Genomic DNA, 17,938 nt, shown 5'->3' on the forward strand with positions numbered 1-17,938 from the left:
GGCGGGCAGCGACGGGATGTGGCCCAGCCCCGCGCCTCCGTCGGCCGGCAGTGTCTCCCCGACCAGGTACGAGCATCCCTCGGAGACCAGGAAGGCCACGCCGGCGGCCACGTCGGCGGCCGTGGTGGTCCGGCGCTGCACGAGATAGCGCAGCAGGCCGGCCTCGGCGGCGGGGGAGAGGCGGTGGCCCAGGCCGGGGGAGTAGCCGGTGACCACGGTGTTGCCGACGACGCCGCGCCCGGCGACCTCGGTGACCAGGTGCTGCCACCAGGCCCGGTCGGCGGCCAGCCGGGCGTGCCGGCCGGGGTCGGTCCCGGCGTGCGGCTCGCCCGTCGCGTCGGTCACCAGGACCAGGCGGCCCCGGCCTGCCGACGCCATCGCCAGGGCGGCCGACCGGATGCGTGCCCGGTCCAGTCCCGGCGAGTGCTCCGCGCCGTACGCCTCCTCGCCGAGCAGCAACGCGCAGTAGGCGGCCGGAGCGGGTTCCGCGGTGCGGGTCCGGCCGGTGCCGGGGGCATCGGGGGCTTCGGGGGAGAGCCCCAGCGCGCCGAGCGCGTCGGTGAGCGCGTCGACCGGAGTGCCCGGCGCCCCGGTGGCGTCGACGACCAGACGGGCGTCGACCGGCGCCCGCAGCGGGTCCCCCGCCACGGCCGTCCCGGGCCGCGCCGCCGTGCTGTGTACGTGGGTCATGGCAAGTCGCCGCCTTCGTATTCGATGAGCATGCTGGTGGCGTCACCGCCCGCCCCGGAGGCGAGCACCAGCGCGCTGTCGCCCCCGGTCGCCAGGCCGCCCGCGAGCACCGGATCGCCCGGCAGCGCCGCGTACGGCGTCAGGGTGTTGGCGCTGGGCGCGATCCGGCCGTGACGCAGCATCAGGAGGCTGCCGAGGAGTTTGACCAGGCCGCCGGTCCCGGCGACGTGTCCGAAGACCGCCTCCTGGTTGGTCAGCCGCAGCCCGCCCTCGTACCCCGTCGCCTTCCGTATGCCGGCCAGCGCCTGGCACAGGTGGTCCTCGACGAACCGGTTGCCGTCCGCGTAGTCGTTGACGAACGCCAGATCACCCGGCCCGCGCGCGGCCGACGCGAGCGTGGCCAGCACGTCGCCCACCACGTTGTCGGGCGGGCCGGTGGCGACGGTGGAGGGGCCGTTGGAGCGCGAGGTGCGCAGATGCGCGCGGTACCGCAGCCCCGGCCGGTCCCCGGTCGCCGCCGGGTCCTCCAGGACGACGGCGAGGGCGCCCTCCCCGGTGGCGTTGCCGGTCTGGATCTCGTCGTGCGGCCGGACGTCGGAGGGGTCGTCGGACAGCGAGGAGGCGCGGTAGCCGCTGCGCCCGGTGTGGCTGGTGCCGGCCACGAACACCGGGTCCACGGTGGTGTCCACACCGACGACGACGGCCCGGTCGATGTCCCCGCAGCGGAACATCTGCTGGACCAGGTGGAGCGTACGCAGCGCCACGTTGCAGGAGCCCGCCACGCTGAGCGTCTGGCAGGGGAGCCGCAGTCCGGAGGCGACGGTGCCGATCACGCTGGGCGGGGTCCCGTTGAGCCAGTACTCCATGCCGAGGGCGGCGACGCCCTTCTCCCGGGCCAGCTCGTAGTAGCGCTCGGTCTCGGGGAAGGCGAACTGGAGCGAGCAGGCGACCAGCGCGGTGCGCTCGGCGTCGAGGTCCGCGGCGGTCAGCCCGGCCTGCTCCAGGGCCCGGGCGACCGCGCCCGTGGCCATCAGCCCGGCACGCGACGAACGGCGTATCTGCCGCTGGGAAAGCGGTAGTTCCTTCTCCGGGTCCCACTGGCCGACCGTTCCGGCGATCCGGAGGGGGAGGCCGGGACGGTCGTACGGGGAGAGGCAGCTCGTCCCGTCGCGCACCACCCGCCAGAAGGTGTCCAGGTCGGTGCAGGCACCGCCGTCCGGCCCCGGCAGCACGAACCCGGCGCCGGAGAGCCGCAGCAGGGGTGTCTCAGCAGGCATCGCCACCTCCCAGCAGCAGCGCGCTGTTGACCCCGCCCACCTGGTAGTTGAAGCTCAGCGCCCGGTCGAACCGCAGGGCACGCGTCGTGGTTCCCGGCACCGGGTCGAACGAGCAGACCGGTGACGGGTCCGTGCAGTTGGCGGTGGGGCAGACCGCCCCCTCCCTCATCATCATCAGCGTCAGCGCCGTGCCCAGCACGCCGAGCGGTGCACCGCTGTGCCCGAAGCACGCCTCCTGTGAGCTCACCAGCACCTGTGAGGACCTGTCACCCCACAGGGACCGGACGGCGTTGGACTCGATCCGGGTGAACAGCGCGTCGCCCTCGCCGCCCCCGTTGACGTACGGGATCCGCGCCAGCGAGGTGTGGTCGCCCAGGGCGCGGCGGGCCGCCTCGGCCAGCGCGGTGCCGCCGGTGTCGATGGCCACCGCGCTGTTGAGCCCGGAGCGTGTCGTGGCCTGGCCGAGGACCGCCCCGTGCGCGCGGGCGCCGCGTGCGGCGGCGTGTTCCCGGCTCTCCAGGATCAGGGTGACCGAGCCGTCGCCGTAGTTCATGCAGTCGCCCGCCGCGTCGTAGGGGCGCATCGGCCGGTCGTGGCGCGGCGCGGCCGGCGGATCGTCGTTGTGCCGCACGGTGACGGCCTCGCGCTCGACGACCTCCCGCAACCGGTGTCCGTGCAGCACCCGTTCGGTGTCGAAGCGGTCCACCCCGGTGACGACGACGAGGTCGCTCTGCCCGGCGGCGATCATCGTGCGGGCGATGCCGAGCAGCACCGAGGAGGAGGCGCAGCCGCAGCTCACCGTGTAGTTGGCGCCGGTGGAACCGAGCAACGCGGCCTGGACCGGACCGACGTCGCTGGAGGTGCCCGCCACCAGGAGCCGTACGAAAAGGGACTTGGCCTCCCTCGGGCCGACCGTCGCCGGATCGGCGTCGTGCCAGGCGCGGTAGCTGTCGTAGTTGCTGTCCACCCCCGCCCGCGCGGTCAGCACGTCCGCACCGCGCAGCTCGCCCGCCGTGTGGTCGAGGCCGGCGTCCCGGCAGGCTTCGACCAACGAGACCATCCCGTAGAGGTGGACGTCGGCGTAGCTGCGCAGATAGCGGGAGGGGACGTCCGGCAGCAGTTCCTCGAACGCCTCCCGGGCCCCGCGTACGGTGCCGTGGTGGAAGCCGTCGCGCTCGACATGACTGGCCCCGGTGGCGGCCGTCGCCCAGACCTGCCCGGCCGTGCGCACCGGCTCGTCCGCCGCGCCGGGCAGACAGAAGCCCATGCCGGTGACCAGCGCGTCCCGGGGGCCGGGGACCCAGGGGCGCGCCGCCGGGGCGAACGGGTCCTCGGGCGGTGCCGGTTCGCCCCGCGCCCGGCCGTACTCCTCGCTCACAGAGCCCCCGCGTCCACGTTGACGGCCTGCCCGGTCATCCCGCCGGACAGGTCGGAGAGCAGGAACAGCACCTGCGCCGCGATCTCCTCCGGGCGCACCAGACGGCGCAGGATGGTGCTGTTGACCGCCCGCTTCAGATACCGCTCCCAGGTCAGGTCCGCCGGACCGTGGTGCTTGGCGATGGCTGCCATGAACGGGTCGCCGTACCGTTCGCCGTCCGTGGCGGCCGGGCTGTCGGTGAGCCCGGGGCAGACCGCGTTGACCCGCACGCCGAAGGCGCCCAGCTCGGCGGCGAGCGCCTGCGTCAGGCCGTTCAGTCCGAACTTCGACGCGCAGTACGAGGTGTTGGCGGGCAGCCCGCGCTTCCCGGCGATGGAGGAGACCATCACGATGTTGCCCTCGCGCCGCTCCATCATCCCCGGCACGATCGCACGGGCGACCCGGAAGGCCCCCAGCAGATTGATGTCGAGGGTGGCCATCCACTGGTCCTCGTCCTGGTCGCACAGGAACGCCTGGTTGCGGGCCTCGCCCGCGCAGTGCACCAGCCGGTCGACCGGGCCGAGCCGCTCCTCGGCCTCGCGGACGCAGGCGCGCACGCTGTCGGGGTCGGTGAGGTCGCCGGGGACCGCCACCGCCCGTCCGCCGTCCGCCTCGATCCGCTCGGCCAGCAGCCGCAGCTCCTTCTCGCTGCGTGCCATGAGCGCCACCCGGGAGCCGTGGGCGGCGAGCATCGTCGCCAGGACGGCGCCGATGCCGCTGCTGGCGCCGGTCAGGAAGGTGGTCCTGCCCTGGAGCAGGGTGGGTGCGAAGCCGCTGGTCATGCTGTGTTCTCCGCTTTCTCGGGGAGGTCCGCCGTCGCGGCTGCCGTGCTGGTTACGGGGATCCGGTCGGCCGGGGGCAGGACGCGGGCCGGCAGCCCGCCCGCGTCGACCTCCAGCACCGTGCCGGTCACCGAGGGGTTGTCGGCGGCGAAGACGACCGCCTCCGCCACGTCCTTCTCGTCGCACCAGCGGCGCAGCGGCACATGGCGCCGCAGATCGGCCATGTAGGCCGCGTGCCGCTCGTTCGCCGCCGACCGGCGGCGCAGTGCCTCACCGTCGACGACTCCGGGCGCCACCGCGCTGACCCGGATGCCGTACTCGCCCAGCTCGGTCGCCCAGGTGCGGGTCAGCGCCTCCACCCCGGACTTGGCGGCGCAGTACGCCGACTGCCCGTACGCGCCCCTGCGCACGGTGGAGGAGATGTTGACGATGGCTCCGGGCGTGCCGGCGGCCAGCATCGTCTGCGCCGCGTGCCGGCCGACCAGGAAGGTGCCGGTGAGCAGGGAGGTCACCACCCGTTCGAAGTCCTCCAGCGGGTGCGGGGAGAGCAGGGGAGGCCCGTCGGGCCGTTCCCTGACGCTCACCAGGCGGCGGGAGAAGTTGCTGCCCGCGTTGTTGACGCAGAGCCCGAGCGGCGGGGCGTCCTCGGCCAGCCGCTCGAACAGGTCGGCCACGGAGCGCTCGTCGGTGACGTCCGCCCGCACGGCGTGCAGGGCGAGCCCGTCGTCGGCCGCCGCCTTCACGGCCGCGTCCAGGCTCTCGGGGTCGCGCCCGCAGATCACGGTGTGCCGGCCCGCCGCGGCCAGACGCCGGGCGATGGCCGCGCCCAGGCCCCGGCTGCCGCCGGTGACCAGGGCGGTCCCGCGGACGGCGTCGTGCCGCCCGGAAAGTGATGGCTGATCAGACACGGAAGAGCAGCCCCCCGTAGTACCAGCCGGAGCCCACCGTGGGCGTGTAGCAGAGGTCACCGGGTGTCAGCCGGCCGTCGCGCGCCATCTCGGACAGCACGATCGGCACCGAGGCGCTGCCGGTGTTCGCCCGGATCTCGTAGTTGGTGACGAAGCGCTCCTGCGGGATGGAGAGCCGCTCGCGCACCGCGGCGTGCAGCTGACCCGTGCCGGGATGCGGTACGACCCAGTCGATCTCGTCCATTTTGACGCCCGAGCGGGCCAGCATCCGGGCGGCCAGGTCGGCGTGCGAGGCGGCGGCGATGGAGACCAGCTCGCGGCTGCTCTTGATCCACCCGTTGGGCGGGTGGGCGGTGACCGTCTCCCGGCCGGAGCCGTCGCTGATCAGCAGCGAGTCCCACAGCCCCGCGTCCGGCTCCGCGCCGCGCGAGAGCACGGCCGCGCCGGCCGCGTCGCCCACGATCAGCTCGCCCTTGCTGCCGGGGCGCACCCGGCGCGAGAACCGCTCGCTGGAGACGACCAGCGCGTGCCGCCAGGCGCTGTGCGTGCCGAAGTACGCCGCCGCCGTCTGCACGCCGTGCACGAACCCCGTGCAGGCACCGCACACGTCGAAGGCCAGCGCCCGGCCGGCGCCCAGCAGATGGGCGGTGTGCGGGGCCCACTCGGGGACGAACTGGCGGTCCGTCCAGTTGCTGACGATCACCAGGTCCAGCTCGTCGGGCGTGACGCCGGCCTGCTCCAGCGCCGAGTGGGCGGCGCGCACCGCCATGTACGCGGGGGTCTCGTCCTCGTCCGCCACATGGCGGCTGCGGACGTCGAGCCGGCCGATGACGGCCTCGTCCACCGCGTTGCCCGCGGGGTCCTCGGCGCTGCCGTTCTCGAGAAGGAGGCGTGGGTAGTAGTGCCCGAACCCGGACAGGCGCAGTCCGCTCTCGCGCCACAGGGAGGTCTCGTCGTCCATCTCTCGTCTTCCCGTACTGTGCGGTGGTGCCGGCCACGGCCCGGCGGAGGGGGATGAGGCCGGGCTCACGGGATGCGCAGGAGCATCGCGCCCCAGCTGAAGCCGCGGCCGATGCCGATGGCCGCGACGAGATCGCCGGAGCGGATCCTCCCGGCGCTCAGGTTCTCCGAGAGGCAGCTCGGGATGGAGACGCTGGAGGTGTTGCCCCGCTCCTGGATGTTCGTCAGGAGCTTGTCTCCCGGGATCTCCAGCGCCCGGCTCACCTGGTTGATCATGTTGAGGTTGCCCTGGTGCGGCACGAACCAGTCGATGTCGTCCACCGCCAGGCCGTTGCGCTCCAGGATCTCCCGGCCCACGTGGGTGAGCAGCTTCGGGCCGACCGCGCCGACCTCACGGCCGCGCATCAGCATCTTGTCGTTCTCGTCGATGTCGAAGGCGTCGAAGTACGAGCCGTCCGCGTGCAGCGCCACGTCCAGCAGTCCGCGTTCCGCGGTGTCCGCCGACCAGACCGCGGCGGCGGCGCCCGCCCCGAACAGCGCCGAGTAGCGGTAGTCGAAGTTCAGGATCGGGCGGGGGTTCTCCGCGCAGACGACCAGCGCGTTGCGCATGCCGAGCGCCGGGAGCATCGCGGCGGCGGTCGCGGTGCCGTACATGAAGCCGGCGCAGGCCACCGAGGTGACGTCGAAGCAGGTGGCGTGCCGCAGCCCGGCCTGCTTCTGCAGCGGCAGCGAGATGTCCATGTAGTTGTTGGTGGCGCTGGAGGGGTTGGTGCGCGGGCGGGTCGTCGAGGTCGTGCCGATGACGAGGTCGATGTCGTCGGGTCCCAGACCGGCGGCGCTCAGCGCGTCGTCCACCGCCCTGGCCGCCATCTCCACCGCGCGCTCCTTGTCGTCGGCCGGCCAGTGCCGGCTGACGATCCCGGTGTTCTCGCGGATCCAGGCGTCGTCGATGCCCAGCGCGTCGAGCTGCTCGAAGTGGGCGTTGGTGATCGGCTCGCCGGGGAAGTAGTGGCCGATCCCGGCGAGCCGCACGGGGGCGATCGCGGTGGGCGGCAGGGGGCGCAGATGGGCTGTCGCCGGGTCGGGGACGGTCTCGGCGGTGGTGGTCATCGGTAGCAGCCTTCCGGGTCCATGGTGCGCAGGAGCGCGAGTTCTTCGGTGGTGACGGCCTTCTCGTCGTGCAGGAACGCGCTGACTCCCGTGGATCCGTCGGGGAAGTCCCACCCGGTCAGGTCGCGGACCGCCGCCTCGGGACCGTCGGGCAGGTCCGCCTCGGTGCGGCCCCGGCCGGGCACCGGCGCCAGCCAGCTCGTCAGCTCGAACGCGTCGCCGGCTCCGGTGCGGGTGAAGCGCCCGAACTGGCTGACCACGTCCCGGACCCGCCGGCCCGGACTGGTGAGGTGGGCCAGCCGCGGCACGTAGCGGCGGGCCGAGGCGGCCGCGACCACCACGCAGTCCACGGTCGAGGCGATGTCGTTGGCCCCGCCGGAGCCGGTGATCCAGCGGCCGTTCGGCAGCAGCGTCGTGTTGATGTTGGCGTCCGGGTCGATCTCCGCCGCCGACAGCACGCCCAGGCAGCGGGGGTTGGCGGCGACCGCGCCGCCGAGCGTCTCCGCGACGCCTGCGAGCATCTGCGAACGCTCGGCGTGACGCTGGCTGAAGAGGAAGACGTCGCCGGGCTCGGGGTCCATCGACTGCAGGCCCAGTTCGGCGGCGACCCGCACCTGGATGCCGTCGTCCGCCAGCAGCCGGGCCGCCAGCCACGCCGCCATGTGCGAGGTGCCGATCCCGGCGAGCAGCGTGTCGTAGCCGCGCTCCCGGACCAGGTCGGCGACGGCGCGGGCACCGAGCACGATGAGCTGCTCCTGCTCGGTGGGCGCGGCGGACGCGTCCACCGGCGGGGCGGCCTGCTCCGCGACGGCGCTGCCGCCCGGGGGAGCCGGGAAGAGCAGTCCGGAGCGGCGCCGCTCGCCCAGCTTCTCCAGGTACTCGGCGTGGCCCGACACCCCGCCGACCCACTCCTCGTACCAGGCGGCGGCGGTCTCCGGGGTCGTGCAGGCGCCGACGATGCCGGTGAGGAAGTCGTAGTCGTCCAGGTAGCCGTCGACCCCGGCGAGACGGCCGGTACGCAGCGACTGCGGGTGGGCGCCGAGCGGAGCCTCGCACAGGCCGAGGACACGGGCGGCGGGGATCACCACCCGGTCCGGCATCGCCGCGACGACCTCGTCGTCGACGATCGCCTCCACGGAGGCGAGGACGCCGTCGGTGGCGGCGTACGCGGCCCAGGGGCCCTCACCCAGCGGGGGGCAGGCCACGATGTTGCCCCGGCTGTCCGCGACGACGCCGTGGAACAGGGCGAAGCGGGGGCGCAGCGGGCTGAGCAGGGCGACGGTGCGCTCCGGGTCCTCCGGGTGCGGCACCAGGTGGAGGCTGCCCTCCTTGCCGTGCCGGAGGTCGGTCTCGGCGAGCCTCGAGCCGGTGGTGGCGAACGGCTGGCCGAGTGCCGCGGCGATCAGCCGCTGGGTGTAGGTCAGCAGCGACCACATCTCGATCTCGAACGGCCGGCCCTCGGCCAGTTCGCGGTAGAGGCGGTTGGGGCGCGGCGAGGGGTAGGTGTCCCCGACGAAGCCGGTGATCACCTTGCGCACGGCGCCGGAGAGGGCGAGCGCGTGGGCGCTGGAGTGCACGGCGGTGGTGCTCACGGTCAGGCTGCGGCTGCCGGCGAAGGTCCGGCAGACCGCGTTGAGCAGGGCGTTGGGCCGCGACATCGTCGCCGCCGCGTGCAGGTGGTCGCCCTCGCGGACGAAGCGGCGTATCAGGTCGTCGGGGTCGGCGGCCAGGTAGGGGCCGGTCCGGTGGCCCGTGGCGGCAGGGTGTTCGGGCGTTGTGGTCATGCGTGCTCCAGGGCCATGACGGAGGTCTGCGAGCCGAAGGCGAAGGACAGCGAGACCGCCAGGTCGAACTCGGTGTCGCGGGGCCCCTCGGCGACGTGGTCGTGGTCGCACTCGGGGTCCGGCGTGCGGTGGTTGGCGGTCGGGGCCAGCCGCTGGTGGTGGAGCATCAGCGAGGTGGCGGCGACGTTGATGATTCCGGCCATGCCGAAGGTGTGGCCGTAGATGGGCTTGTTGGAGCCGTGCGGCGGCAGGTCGGCGTCGTCGCGGTGCGGCAGCAGCCGGCGCAGGGCCCGGCTCTCGGCGAGGTCGTTGTACCGGGTGGCGGTGCCGTGGCCGCAGACGTACCCCACCTCCTCGGGCTTGCGCCCGGCGTCGTCGAGCACGGCCGCGACGACCGAGGCGGTGACGTCTCCGGTCAGATCCATGCTGGTGGCGTGGTCGGCCTCGTTGAGCGCGCGGTGGCCCAGGATCCGCGCGTAGATCCGGGCGCCGCGCTCGCGGGCGGAGGACTCGCGCTCCAGGCAGAGCGTCATCGCGCCCTCGCCCAGGGCGAATCCGCGCCGGTCGCGGTCGTAGGGGCGGACGGCGGAGGCGGGGTCCTCCTTCTCCGGGGAGAGCACCCCGTCCCCGAGGCCCAGGTAGCAGCGGGCGACCTCCGGGGTGATCGGGAACTCGTGGCCCCCGGCCAGCACCATGTCGGCGCTGCCCGAGCGCAGCTCGCGCAGCGCGAGGCCGATCGCGTGGTGGCCGCCGACGCAGGCGCTGCTGACCGTGGTGACCAGGCCCTTGGCCCCGACGGCGATGGCGGCCAGCGTGGCCGGGCAGCCGGCGAGACCGCGGAACATGGCCGTCGCCTTGCCGGCGTACGGGTCCTGGTCGGGGCCCGCCGTCATGGTCTCGGCCCACCAGGACAGCGGGCCGCGGGAGGAGGACTGGACGATGCCCATCCGCTCCGGGGCGACCTGGCCCCGGGCGATCCCGGCGTCCGCGAGCGCGTCGCCGACGGCCGCCATGGTGGCCAGGATGTCGCGGTTGTACTTGGCGGCGTGCGCCGGATCGAGGTCCGGCAGCCGGACCGCGGTGTCGAACGCACCCAGCTGCGCGGCCGCGTGGACCGGCAGCCCGGCAGCGGCGAATGCCGGCTTCTCCAGCCGGCTCACCTGGGGGGTTCCGGTGGAGACATGCCTCCAGAAGGCGTGGACATCGGGGGTGCCGGGCAGCACGCACCCGATGCCGGTCAGCACGACGGGATCGGAGAGGTCCGGGGAGAGGGCTCGGCTGCTGTCCATGGAGCGAAGCTAACCGCTCCTACACGAGCCTCGATATGGCCGTCAAGTACTCATACTCGGCCGGTTCGATGACTCCCGGTACTCGATTTTCCGCCGGATCCGTCAACCCCGTGCGGTAGACGCGCCTACGCACGAAAGCGGCCCGGGCACCTCCGCGAGGGGAGGGACCGGGCCGCTTCGGGCGCGGAAGGGCGCGTTGTTCAGGCGTTCTTGACGTCCCGTCGGCCGACCGCGTGTGTACCGGCGGCGACGACCAGGACCGAGAGGACCAGCAGCAGCGCGACCCCGCCCCACGGAACGCCGTTGACCAGCGGGTCGTTGCCCAGCGCCCACTCCCACGGAGAGATGTTCGACAGCGGCTCCAGAGCGTCGGACATCGGCGCGATGGCGTGCAGCAGATAGCCGACGACGAGCACACCGGCCGCCACGCCCAGCGCGGGACCGCGTCCGAAACCGAATCCGACGACGGCGTAGGCGACCCCGGCGTGCAGGACGGCCAGCAGGCCGACCGTCAGCGTCACGGCGGCGACCCCGCCCCCGGAGACGTCCATGTCGAAGGCGACGACCGAGCCGTAGACCGACAGCCAGACCAGGAGACTGGTGACGGCCAGACCGAAGGCCACGCAGAGGAAGCGCACCAGGAAGACCGTGCGGCGGGCCACCGGCAGCGCCAGCAGCAGTTCGAGCCGCCCGGCCTCCTCGTCGCCGCCGGTCAGGGCGGCGGTCGCGGTCACGGCCATCAGGCCGAGGAGCAGCGGCAGCAGGACCGCGTACAGGTTGCCCTTGAGGTAGCCGCTGGCGCTGCTGATCTGGTCGATCCCGAAGGCCGTGGCCACCTCCGGCGAGACGCCGGAGGCGAAGTCCTCCAGCGCGCCGGACTTCTCCATCGAGGGCCAGGCCCCGGCGACGGAGAGCGCGAGCAGGACCAGCGCGGCCGACCAGGCGATCAGGGTGCGTTTCTGGATCTGTACTCCGCGCCGGAAGATCTCCGAGCTGGGCGACGACATGTGTTTCCCTTCCGGCCGGCCCGGGGGAGCGGCCTTGGTGACTGAAGACCCGTGGCGGTGACTGCGGCGGTCACCGCACGGGGGCGGAGCCCGGGGACGGCTCGTCGGCCGTGGTGCCCCGGCTGCCCGGGACGTCGCTCTGGTAGTACTCCAGGAACGCCTCCTCCAGGTCCGGTTCGGGCGCCGTGAGCGTGGTGATCCGGTGCCCGGACAGGAGCTTCAGGAGCGGGTCGGGCGATCCGGTCCAGGCCAGGCTGACCTCCTGGCCCCCGGGCCTGCGCCGTTCCACGTCCGACGCCCCGTCCAGGGAGGTCAGCGCGGCGAGCGGGATGTCCTCGTCGTCCGCGAAGGTGATGTGGAAGCGCTGCGCGGCCCGGCGGCGCAGCTCGTGCGTCGGGCCGGAGGCGGCGAGTCTGCCGCCCTGGAGCACCGCGACCTGGTCCGCGACCCGCTCGACCTCGGAGAGGATGTGCGAGGAGAGCAGCACGCTCTGCCCGTTGTCCCGGGCCTCCTCGACCGTGCCGAGGAACACCTGCTGCATCAACGGGTCGAGCCCGTTGGTCGGTTCGTCCAGGACCAGCAGTTCCGGCTTGGCCATGAAGGCGCCGACCAGGCCCACCTTGCGGCGATTGCCCGTGGACAGTCCCCGGACCTTGCGTGACGGGTCGATGCCGAACCGCTGGACCAGCTCGTCCCGGTAGGCGGTGTCGGTCATCCCCCGAAGCCGTCCCCAGGACGCCAGGGTCTGCCCGATGGTCAGCCGCTCGTCCAGCCGCAGTTCGCCGGGCAGGTAGCCGATACGCCCCCGCACCTCGGGCCGGTCCGGGTCCTGGCCGAGGACCCGGACCACGCCGGACGTGGGCCGGGACAGGCCCATGAGCATGCGGATCGTGGTGCTCTTGCCCGCTCCGTTGGGGCCCAGGTATCCGTAGACCACGCCCTGGGGGACCGTCAGGTTCAGCCGGCTCAGCGCGGTGAAGTCACCGAACTTCTTGGTGACGTCCGTACATTCGATGAGAGGGGTCACGTCTCTTCTGCTCTCCTCTTGCGCCCACGGCTCGTGCGTCCACGGCCGGCCGGTGTGGCGGGCGACGGGGGTGGAGGGTGGGGGGTCGGTGTCCGCCGTACGGCACGGCACGTACAGCACATTCAGTGTTTACTGAATCTGATCAACAGGCTATCGGGGTGGCTCACAGGCCGCAACGAAACGCCTGGCCCCGTGGCGCGAAACGTTCAGGCCGCGGCGGCGTCAGGAGCGGCGGTCCGAGGGCGGGGAGGGCTCCCGGTTCGCGGCGGAGGCCGCCTGCCACCAGTAGCCGTTCTCCACCCCGAGCGCCGCCGTGCGGTCCAGGTGCCCGGAGTCCCGCAACAACCGGACTCCCGCAGCCAGGAGGGCCGGATCACCGGCGGCCACCGACGCCGCCAGCGCCTGCGCCTCGGCGAGCGCGTCGCCGTCGGGAACGGTGCGCTCCACCGCGCCCAGCCGGGCGAGTTCGTCCGCCCGCAGGCGCTCACCGGGGATCAGCAGCATCCGGGCGGCCACTCCGCGTCCGGCCCGGCGCAGCAGCGAGTGGACCGCGCCGCCGCCGGGCACCGCGCCCACCCCCAGCTCCGGCAGGCCGAACAGCGCACCCTCGCCGGCCACCACCAGGTCGCAGGCCAGGGCGAGTTCGAGGCCGCCCCCGAGGGCGTACCCCTCGACGGCGGCGACAAGGGGGAAGGGCGCCTCGTGCAACGCCGCGAACACCGTGCGGAAGTGGGCCCGCCGCACCGCGCGGCGCGACAGGTCGTGCCAGTCGGGTTCACCGGTGTCGGCGCCGCTGGAGAAGGTCCCGCCGGCCCCCGTGAGCACCAGTGCACCGGGCGCCGCCGTACCTTGTCGGCCTGTCAAATCGCTCAATCGCTTCGCCAGTTGCTCCAGCATCGCGGTGGACATCGCATTGCGGCGGTGCGGCCGATGGAGCGTCAGCGTGACCACCCGCCCGCTCCGCTCGACGAGCAGGGGGCCCTGCTCCGCTGCGGGTGCCGTCTCGGAGGGGTTCATCCGCAGGGCCTCAGCATCCTGAACAGCTCCTTGCGCCCGGACACGCCCACCTTGTGGAAGACCCGGCTCGCGTAGTTCTTGACGGTCTGCTGCGTGAGGCACAGCTCCTGGGCGATCTCCTCGTTGGAGCGGCGGCGCAGTAAGAGGCCGAGGATCTCCTCCTCGCGTCCGCTCAGCTTCCACGTGCCGCACACGCCGATGTCCCGGGCCGGCTGCGGGGGCTCGTCGGTGCCCAGATGCCAGAAGCTGCGCCCGCTCAGCACGTCGTGCAGTCCCTTGACGATGGACTCGGGCGGGCACGACTCGTGCACGAACCCCGCGGCCCCGCCCCTGATGCACTCCACCACGCTGCGGGGCGCGTTGTCCCTGCTGTAGAGGATGACCCGGGTTCCGCTCCAGTAGGACCGGTTGCCACGGACCTCCGGCCACTGCTCGTACTCCACGAGCGCCACGTCGGGCCGGCCGCCGGGGAGGGTGTCGACAGCGGTCGGGTGGGGACAGCCGCCCAGAACGGTGACGTTCGGATCGCCCCGGAACAGGTCGAGGATCGCTTTGCGTATCAAAGGTGACGAGTGCAGGACGATCAGCCCGCGTCCGCCCGTCTCGGCCATACCAGAACCCCTCGTACTCCAACGGCGCCGGTCGGGCGCCCTGTCGTTCGGCATATTGCGAATGTGTTGAACCGTACTGGCGAGATACTGCCCACCCCGCCGATGGCAAGACCGCACCGGTGCGGTGTCGGAGCGGCGTGGAAGTGGAGCCGCTGAGGCTCGCGGGCGCGCGACGTCTTGTTTCGGGGGATACTGCCCGGGTGATCAGGCGGGAAGAAATTCCGGCCCGGCAGTTATTGCTGGCGCGTAGACAGTCTGCGTACGAATAAAAATCCCTATGGGAGACGCTTCCGTGCCGTGCTCGGTTCCACTTTCAAGGACTTTCGATTCCAGTTTTCGGTGGGGACGTTAAGGCTCTGTGACATCCTCGGGAACAGTGGACCGGCGTGTGTGCGTGGCGGTGCGGCAGGCGCAACCTGCCCGGATGGCGGTGGTCCGGCGTGACGACCCGCCTCGTCACGCGGATAAAGCCTGACCGCGAAGGGTCATGTGGCTGAAGCACGACTTCCCCCTGATGGCGCATTGCGACCCGGTGGTCGCTGAAGGCCGCACGGGGCGAACCGCTGCGAGAGTTCGGGCCCCGAATCCGGCTCGATAGTAACCTCCGGATCCTCCACTGTCACGCAGCGGACTATTGCCCGGCAGTCAAGAATGCCCGCCGGGAATTGACGTATCCTTTGATCGACTTCGCACTTTCCGCATGTTTTCGGTTGCCGAGAGATATTTCTGGCATGTCCGCTTTTGCTGGTGAGGCGTGGTCGGCCGTCCGTGGCCCTCGGCGGTCGAGGCTTGCCCGAGGCCCTGTGATTCGGCCAGCCCGAGCAGGCGCCTGCGGGCCGCACCGGCCGCGGGGCCGGCCGTTGTCCGTGGTCGTGCCGGGCCGAAGGGAAGCCGAGCAGCACCTGGGCAACGGCCAGGCACAGCAGTTCGGCGTCCGTGAGTTTCGGGGGTCGCCCGATCCGGCGACGAGGGGCCACATGGTCGTCGATGAACACGTACAGTGCCGCCAGAAGGGCGTCCAGGCTGGTAGTCACACACGAGCCAACGGGCGCCCTTCGCCATGGCTGCGACCAGCACAAACTTCGGACTCACTCATCTAGTCGTAGGGGCGGTGCTCGATGCTGAGGTCGACGTAGTGGAAGCGCTCGGGTTCCGGCACCCGGCCCTTGGCCTCGATCTCCCACGGGTAGCGCAGGTCGATCACAGTGCAGATGCCGAGCCCCAGGAACCTCTCCCAGTCGGCGCCCTGGAGCTTGCCGAGCGAGTCGGAGCGGTAGAGGGCCTGCCACGGCACGGTGCGACTGTCGGAAGCGCGGTAGCCGCCCAGGTCGCGGAAGTTGTGCAGACGTTGGAACTCGACATGCCGCTTCATCGGCTCTCTCCCTCATGCCTCGGCATCGTTCGTGACAGGCCGCCAGTTCCCGGTTGCTCCGTGCGGTGCTCCCGGTGATCTCCTCGCCGAACCAGTCCGGTGGTACGAATTCCCGGGCCGTCCCGATGTCGGCGAACTCCACTTCGACCACGACGACTTCTTCGCCCTCGGCGGTCATTCGCTGCTGGCCACACGCCTGGTCAGCCGGGTGCGTACGGTGATGGGCGCGGAACTGCCGATCCGTACCGTCTTCACCTCGCCCACGCCGGCCGCACTCGCGGGCTGGCTCGCCGACCAGGGCGACCGGCGGCCGAAGGCCAGGCCCGCGCTGCGGCGCATGCGCAGGCCCGACGGCGTGTGAGCCGCCGTACGGCCGCCCGGTGACGGCCGGGCCCCCGCGGACGAGCGGAGGCCCGGCCCACCGAAATCGCCCATGACGGTCTCTCCGCGGGAGCCCTGGGCACCGGAGAAGTGAGGAGGTGCAGGGCGCTCGGTGGGGTGCCTCGCACGGGCCGCAGCGGACGGCTGGTCAGGCGACGTGCGGCAGGAACGGGCTCGGAACTCCGCTCCACGTGACGCTCAGGGCTTCGCGAGCGCGGGTGCAGGCGACGAAGAGTAGGCAACGCTCCCGCAGCAGGTCGGCTTCGTGCTGCAGAGCATCCGCCTCGCGCTGCGTGATCTCCCGGGCGAACGGGACGGCGCCCTCGCCGACGCCGAGGACGGACACCGCCCGGAACTCCAGCCCTTTCATCGCGTGCATGGTCGCCAGCCGCACCCCCTCGGTGCCCTGCGCGGTCTGCCCCTTGACGCGGAGCACCGGTATGCCGGCGGCCTTCAGCTTCTCCTCCGCGGCGTCCAGGGAGAGGTTGAAGCGTGCGCACACGCCGATCTCGTGCGGGGCCAGACCCTCGTCCAGCAGGCCCCGAACCCGGTCCACCAGGGCCTCGGTCTCCTCCTGACGGGTGGCGTAGCCCTGCGCCTGGGGGCGGCGCCCGTGCAGCAGCGAACGGTACCCGGCGAGTGAGTCCGTGCCGTCGCCCTCGAGCGCGTCGACCGTGACGGGCGCCAGGAGCCGCGCCGACCAGGCGAGGATCTCCTCGGTCGACCGGTAGTTGACGCGCAGGCGGAAGCTGCGGCCGGCCGTGGCGATGCCCAGCGACCCGAGGGACACCCGGGAATCGTAGATCCGCTGGTGGGGGTCGCCGGTGATGAACAGGTCATCGGGCCCCGGGGACACGGCGGCACGCAGCACTCGCCACTGCGCGGGGTGCAGATCCTGTGCCTCGTCGATCACGACATGGGCGTAGGGGGCGGGTCCCCCGGCGAGGAGATCAGCGGCGCGTGCGCAGATCCCCAGGTGCGTGGTCTCACCGCGGTCCCGCAGCAGCCGTTCGAAACGCTCGACGCCGCTCCACACCTCCCTGCGGCGCGCAGGCCCGAGACCTGTGCCGCGTCCCCGGCGGCTCGCGCCGAGGTAGGCGCCGAGGTCGCGGAGGTCCTGGCCGAGGACGACGTGACGGTACTCCTGCGCCAGGAAACGGGCGGTGAACGGCAGGTCGAGCTGCTTGACGACCTTCTCCCACAGCTGCCGCTGCTCCCGGTCCCCGATCGGTTTCGGCGTGGTCGCCGCCGCCCCTCGCAGCACGCCGTGGGCGAAGGCGTCCACGGTGGTCACGTCGACCCGCGCCAGCAGTTCCTCGTCCTCGTCGAGCAGCAGGCCGAGCATGTCGCGCAGGCCGGCGGCGAGCGCGTTCGTGTACGTGGTGAGCAGCACACGGCTGTCGTCGGAGCGGCCCAGCAGGTGCTTGACGCGGTGCAGGGCGGCCACCGTCTTGCCCGTTCCGGGACCGCCGGTGACCTGGACAGGGCCCCCGAAGGAGGTCCGGTAGGCGACCCGTCGCTGCGAAGGGTGGAGGAAGACCCGCCAGGCGGCGAACGGCTTGACCAGGGCCTCCTCCAGTTCCTGCGGGCCCGTCACCAGACGGATGCGCGCAGGGGTGTTGGCGATCACCGTGGCCAGGTCCTCGACCGGCTCGGCGGGCGCGTCGGCGGGCCGGCGGACGGCCACGACGTCCCGGTACACCTCCTCCGGGCTGAAGCCTTCGGCGAGGTACTGCAGCACCTCCAGCTGATCCTCCGGGAGGAGCGTGGAGAACGCCTCCAGCTGGGCCTTGCTCGCCAGGGAGCGCGCGGCGCGCAGCACCTGGTCGTCGATGCCGAGCTCACGCAGCGTGCCGTCCGAGACGTGCTCGAAGAGCAGCCGGGAAGCGGAGCGGGACGCGGTCTCGTACACCGGGGTCAGCTCGTCGAGGGCGACCGCGTTGCGCACCTCCAGGGCCCGGGTCGCGGAGTTCGCGCTGTAGAGGCGCTTCGCGGCCCAGGTGTAGGCGTCGTCGTGCGGCAGCACGTTCACGAGGAGGAAGACGTCGCTGCCGTCGTCGGGCGCCAGGACGACACCGCGCCAGAAGTCCGTGATGCGGATGGTGCGCATGCGTTTGTCACGGGCGTTCTCGACGGACTCCAGATGGAGTCCCTTGTCGGCGTTGAGTTCGGCGGTGCTCATGGTCTGGAACTTCGCCATGGCCTTGCGCACTCCGGCCCGGACCGGTTTCTCGAGGGTGTCGTAGCCGTCCCAGAAACTCTGGGCGAAGGCGAGCCGGGGCATACGGTGGCTTCCTTTCCGTCCA

At 72.5% G+C, this 17,938-nt stretch carries 15 protein-coding genes and 2 pseudogenes; 1 reads left to right on the top strand and 16 read right to left on the bottom strand.

Annotated features, from left to right (window positions below; all coding sequences use genetic code 11):
* From G3I53_RS28410 to G3I53_RS28475, 15 genes and pseudogenes are all read right to left on the bottom strand, one after another.
* A pseudogene (locus G3I53_RS28410) lies at positions 1-690 on the bottom strand (short-chain dehydrogenase); the annotation flags it as partial.
* Positions 687-1,967, bottom strand: coding sequence for a beta-ketoacyl synthase (locus tag G3I53_RS28415; RefSeq protein ID WP_164333306.1), 1,281 nt, complete (start codon positions 1,965-1,967; stop codon positions 687-689). The gene G3I53_RS28415 and the pseudogene G3I53_RS28410, both read right to left, overlap by 4 nt.
* Positions 1,957-3,345, bottom strand: coding sequence for a beta-ketoacyl synthase N-terminal-like domain-containing protein (locus G3I53_RS28420; RefSeq protein ID WP_164333307.1), 1,389 nt, complete (start codon positions 3,343-3,345; stop codon positions 1,957-1,959). The genes G3I53_RS28415 and G3I53_RS28420 overlap by 11 nt, the downstream gene beginning before the upstream one ends.
* On the bottom strand, positions 3,342-4,166 hold the full coding sequence (locus G3I53_RS28425; RefSeq protein WP_164333308.1) for an SDR family NAD(P)-dependent oxidoreductase: 825 nt from the start codon (positions 4,164-4,166) through the stop codon (positions 3,342-3,344). Before G3I53_RS28425 ends, G3I53_RS28420 begins: the two co-directional genes overlap by 4 nt.
* Positions 4,163-5,074: an SDR family oxidoreductase gene (locus G3I53_RS28430; protein ID WP_164333309.1), complete on the bottom strand. Its 912-nt coding sequence runs from the start codon at positions 5,072-5,074 to the stop codon at positions 4,163-4,165. The genes G3I53_RS28425 and G3I53_RS28430 overlap by 4 nt, the downstream gene beginning before the upstream one ends.
* Entirely contained in the window at positions 5,067-6,035 is a 969-nt protein-coding gene (locus G3I53_RS28435; protein ID WP_164333310.1) for a ketoacyl-ACP synthase III, read from the bottom strand. Before G3I53_RS28435 ends, G3I53_RS28430 begins: the two co-directional genes overlap by 8 nt.
* Positions 6,036-6,100: 65 nt before the next feature.
* Complete coding sequence (locus G3I53_RS28440; protein WP_164333311.1) at positions 6,101-7,144, bottom strand: ketoacyl-ACP synthase III; 1,044 nt, start codon at positions 7,142-7,144, stop codon at positions 6,101-6,103.
* Positions 7,141-8,928, bottom strand: coding sequence for a CoA-transferase (locus tag G3I53_RS28445; RefSeq protein WP_164333312.1), 1,788 nt, complete (start codon positions 8,926-8,928; stop codon positions 7,141-7,143). The genes G3I53_RS28440 and G3I53_RS28445 overlap by 4 nt, the downstream gene beginning before the upstream one ends.
* Complete coding sequence (locus tag G3I53_RS28450) at positions 8,925-10,217, bottom strand: beta-ketoacyl-[acyl-carrier-protein] synthase family protein (RefSeq protein WP_164333313.1); 1,293 nt, start codon at positions 10,215-10,217, stop codon at positions 8,925-8,927. Before G3I53_RS28450 ends, G3I53_RS28445 begins: the two co-directional genes overlap by 4 nt.
* A 200-nt stretch (positions 10,218-10,417) precedes the next feature.
* Entirely contained in the window at positions 10,418-11,224 is an 807-nt protein-coding gene (locus tag G3I53_RS28455; RefSeq protein ID WP_164333314.1) for an ABC transporter permease subunit, read from the bottom strand.
* Between the two features lie 70 nt (positions 11,225-11,294).
* A complete protein-coding gene (locus tag G3I53_RS28460) occupies positions 11,295-12,251 on the bottom strand; it encodes an ABC transporter ATP-binding protein (protein WP_164333315.1) in 957 nt (318 codons plus the stop codon).
* A 222-nt stretch (positions 12,252-12,473) separates the two neighbouring features.
* Positions 12,474-13,268 carry an enoyl-CoA hydratase/isomerase family protein gene (locus tag G3I53_RS28465; protein ID WP_164333316.1) on the bottom strand — a complete coding sequence of 265 codons (795 nt, stop codon included), beginning with the start codon at positions 13,266-13,268 and terminating at the stop codon, positions 12,474-12,476.
* Positions 13,265-13,879 (bottom strand): response regulator transcription factor, encoded by a 615-nt coding sequence (locus tag G3I53_RS28470; protein ID WP_164333317.1) that lies wholly within the window; start codon positions 13,877-13,879, stop codon positions 13,265-13,267. The genes G3I53_RS28465 and G3I53_RS28470 overlap by 4 nt, the downstream gene beginning before the upstream one ends.
* Positions 13,880-14,760: 881 nt before the next feature.
* A pseudogene (locus G3I53_RS34605) lies at positions 14,761-14,913 on the bottom strand (IS982 family transposase); the annotation flags it as partial.
* Between the two features lie 62 nt (positions 14,914-14,975).
* Entirely contained in the window at positions 14,976-15,251 is a 276-nt protein-coding gene (locus G3I53_RS28475; protein WP_164333318.1) for a tyrosine-protein phosphatase, read from the bottom strand.
* Between the two features lie 31 nt (positions 15,252-15,282).
* Here G3I53_RS28475 and G3I53_RS28480 point away from each other — a divergent pair, with 31 nt between their 5' ends.
* Positions 15,283-15,612, top strand: coding sequence for a phosphopantetheine-binding protein (locus G3I53_RS28480; protein WP_164333319.1), 330 nt, complete (start codon positions 15,283-15,285; stop codon positions 15,610-15,612).
* Positions 15,613-15,780: 168 nt separating this feature from the next.
* Here G3I53_RS28480 and G3I53_RS28485 read toward each other — a convergent pair whose 3' ends face one another.
* On the bottom strand, positions 15,781-17,916 hold the full coding sequence (locus G3I53_RS28485; RefSeq protein ID WP_164333320.1) for a UvrD-helicase domain-containing protein: 2,136 nt from the start codon (positions 17,914-17,916) through the stop codon (positions 15,781-15,783).
* Positions 17,917-17,938: the final 22 nt, after the last annotated feature.

The organism is Streptomyces sp. SID14436 (genome assembly GCF_010548465.1).
Classification (GTDB): Bacteria; Actinomycetota; Actinomycetes; order Streptomycetales; family Streptomycetaceae; genus Streptomyces.

Bases quoted from the DNA above. Each gene is read 5' to 3' on its own strand.
- G3I53_RS28445 (WP_164333312.1), bottom strand. From the start codon at position 8,928: ATGACCACAACGCCCGAACACCCTGCCGCCACGGGCCACCGGACCGGC.
- G3I53_RS28435 (WP_164333310.1), bottom strand. From the start codon at position 6,035: ATGGACGACGAGACCTCCCTGTGGCGCGAGAGCGGACTGCGCCTGTCC.
- G3I53_RS28475 (WP_164333318.1), bottom strand. From the start codon at position 15,251: ATGAAGCGGCATGTCGAGTTCCAACGTCTGCACAACTTCCGCGACCTG.
- G3I53_RS28450 (WP_164333313.1), bottom strand. From the start codon at position 10,217: ATGGACAGCAGCCGAGCCCTCTCCCCGGACCTCTCCGATCCCGTCGTG.
- G3I53_RS28485 (WP_164333320.1), bottom strand. From the start codon at position 17,916: ATGCCCCGGCTCGCCTTCGCCCAGAGTTTCTGGGACGGCTACGACACC.
- G3I53_RS28440 (WP_164333311.1), bottom strand. From the start codon at position 7,144: ATGACCACCACCGCCGAGACCGTCCCCGACCCGGCGACAGCCCATCTG.
- G3I53_RS28415 (WP_164333306.1), bottom strand. From the start codon at position 1,967: ATGCCTGCTGAGACACCCCTGCTGCGGCTCTCCGGCGCCGGGTTCGTG.
- G3I53_RS28455 (WP_164333314.1), bottom strand. From the start codon at position 11,224: ATGTCGTCGCCCAGCTCGGAGATCTTCCGGCGCGGAGTACAGATCCAG.
- G3I53_RS28425 (WP_164333308.1), bottom strand. From the start codon at position 4,166: ATGACCAGCGGCTTCGCACCCACCCTGCTCCAGGGCAGGACCACCTTC.
- G3I53_RS28465 (WP_164333316.1), bottom strand. From the start codon at position 13,268: ATGAACCCCTCCGAGACGGCACCCGCAGCGGAGCAGGGCCCCCTGCTC.
- G3I53_RS28470 (WP_164333317.1), bottom strand. From the start codon at position 13,879: ATGGCCGAGACGGGCGGACGCGGGCTGATCGTCCTGCACTCGTCACCT.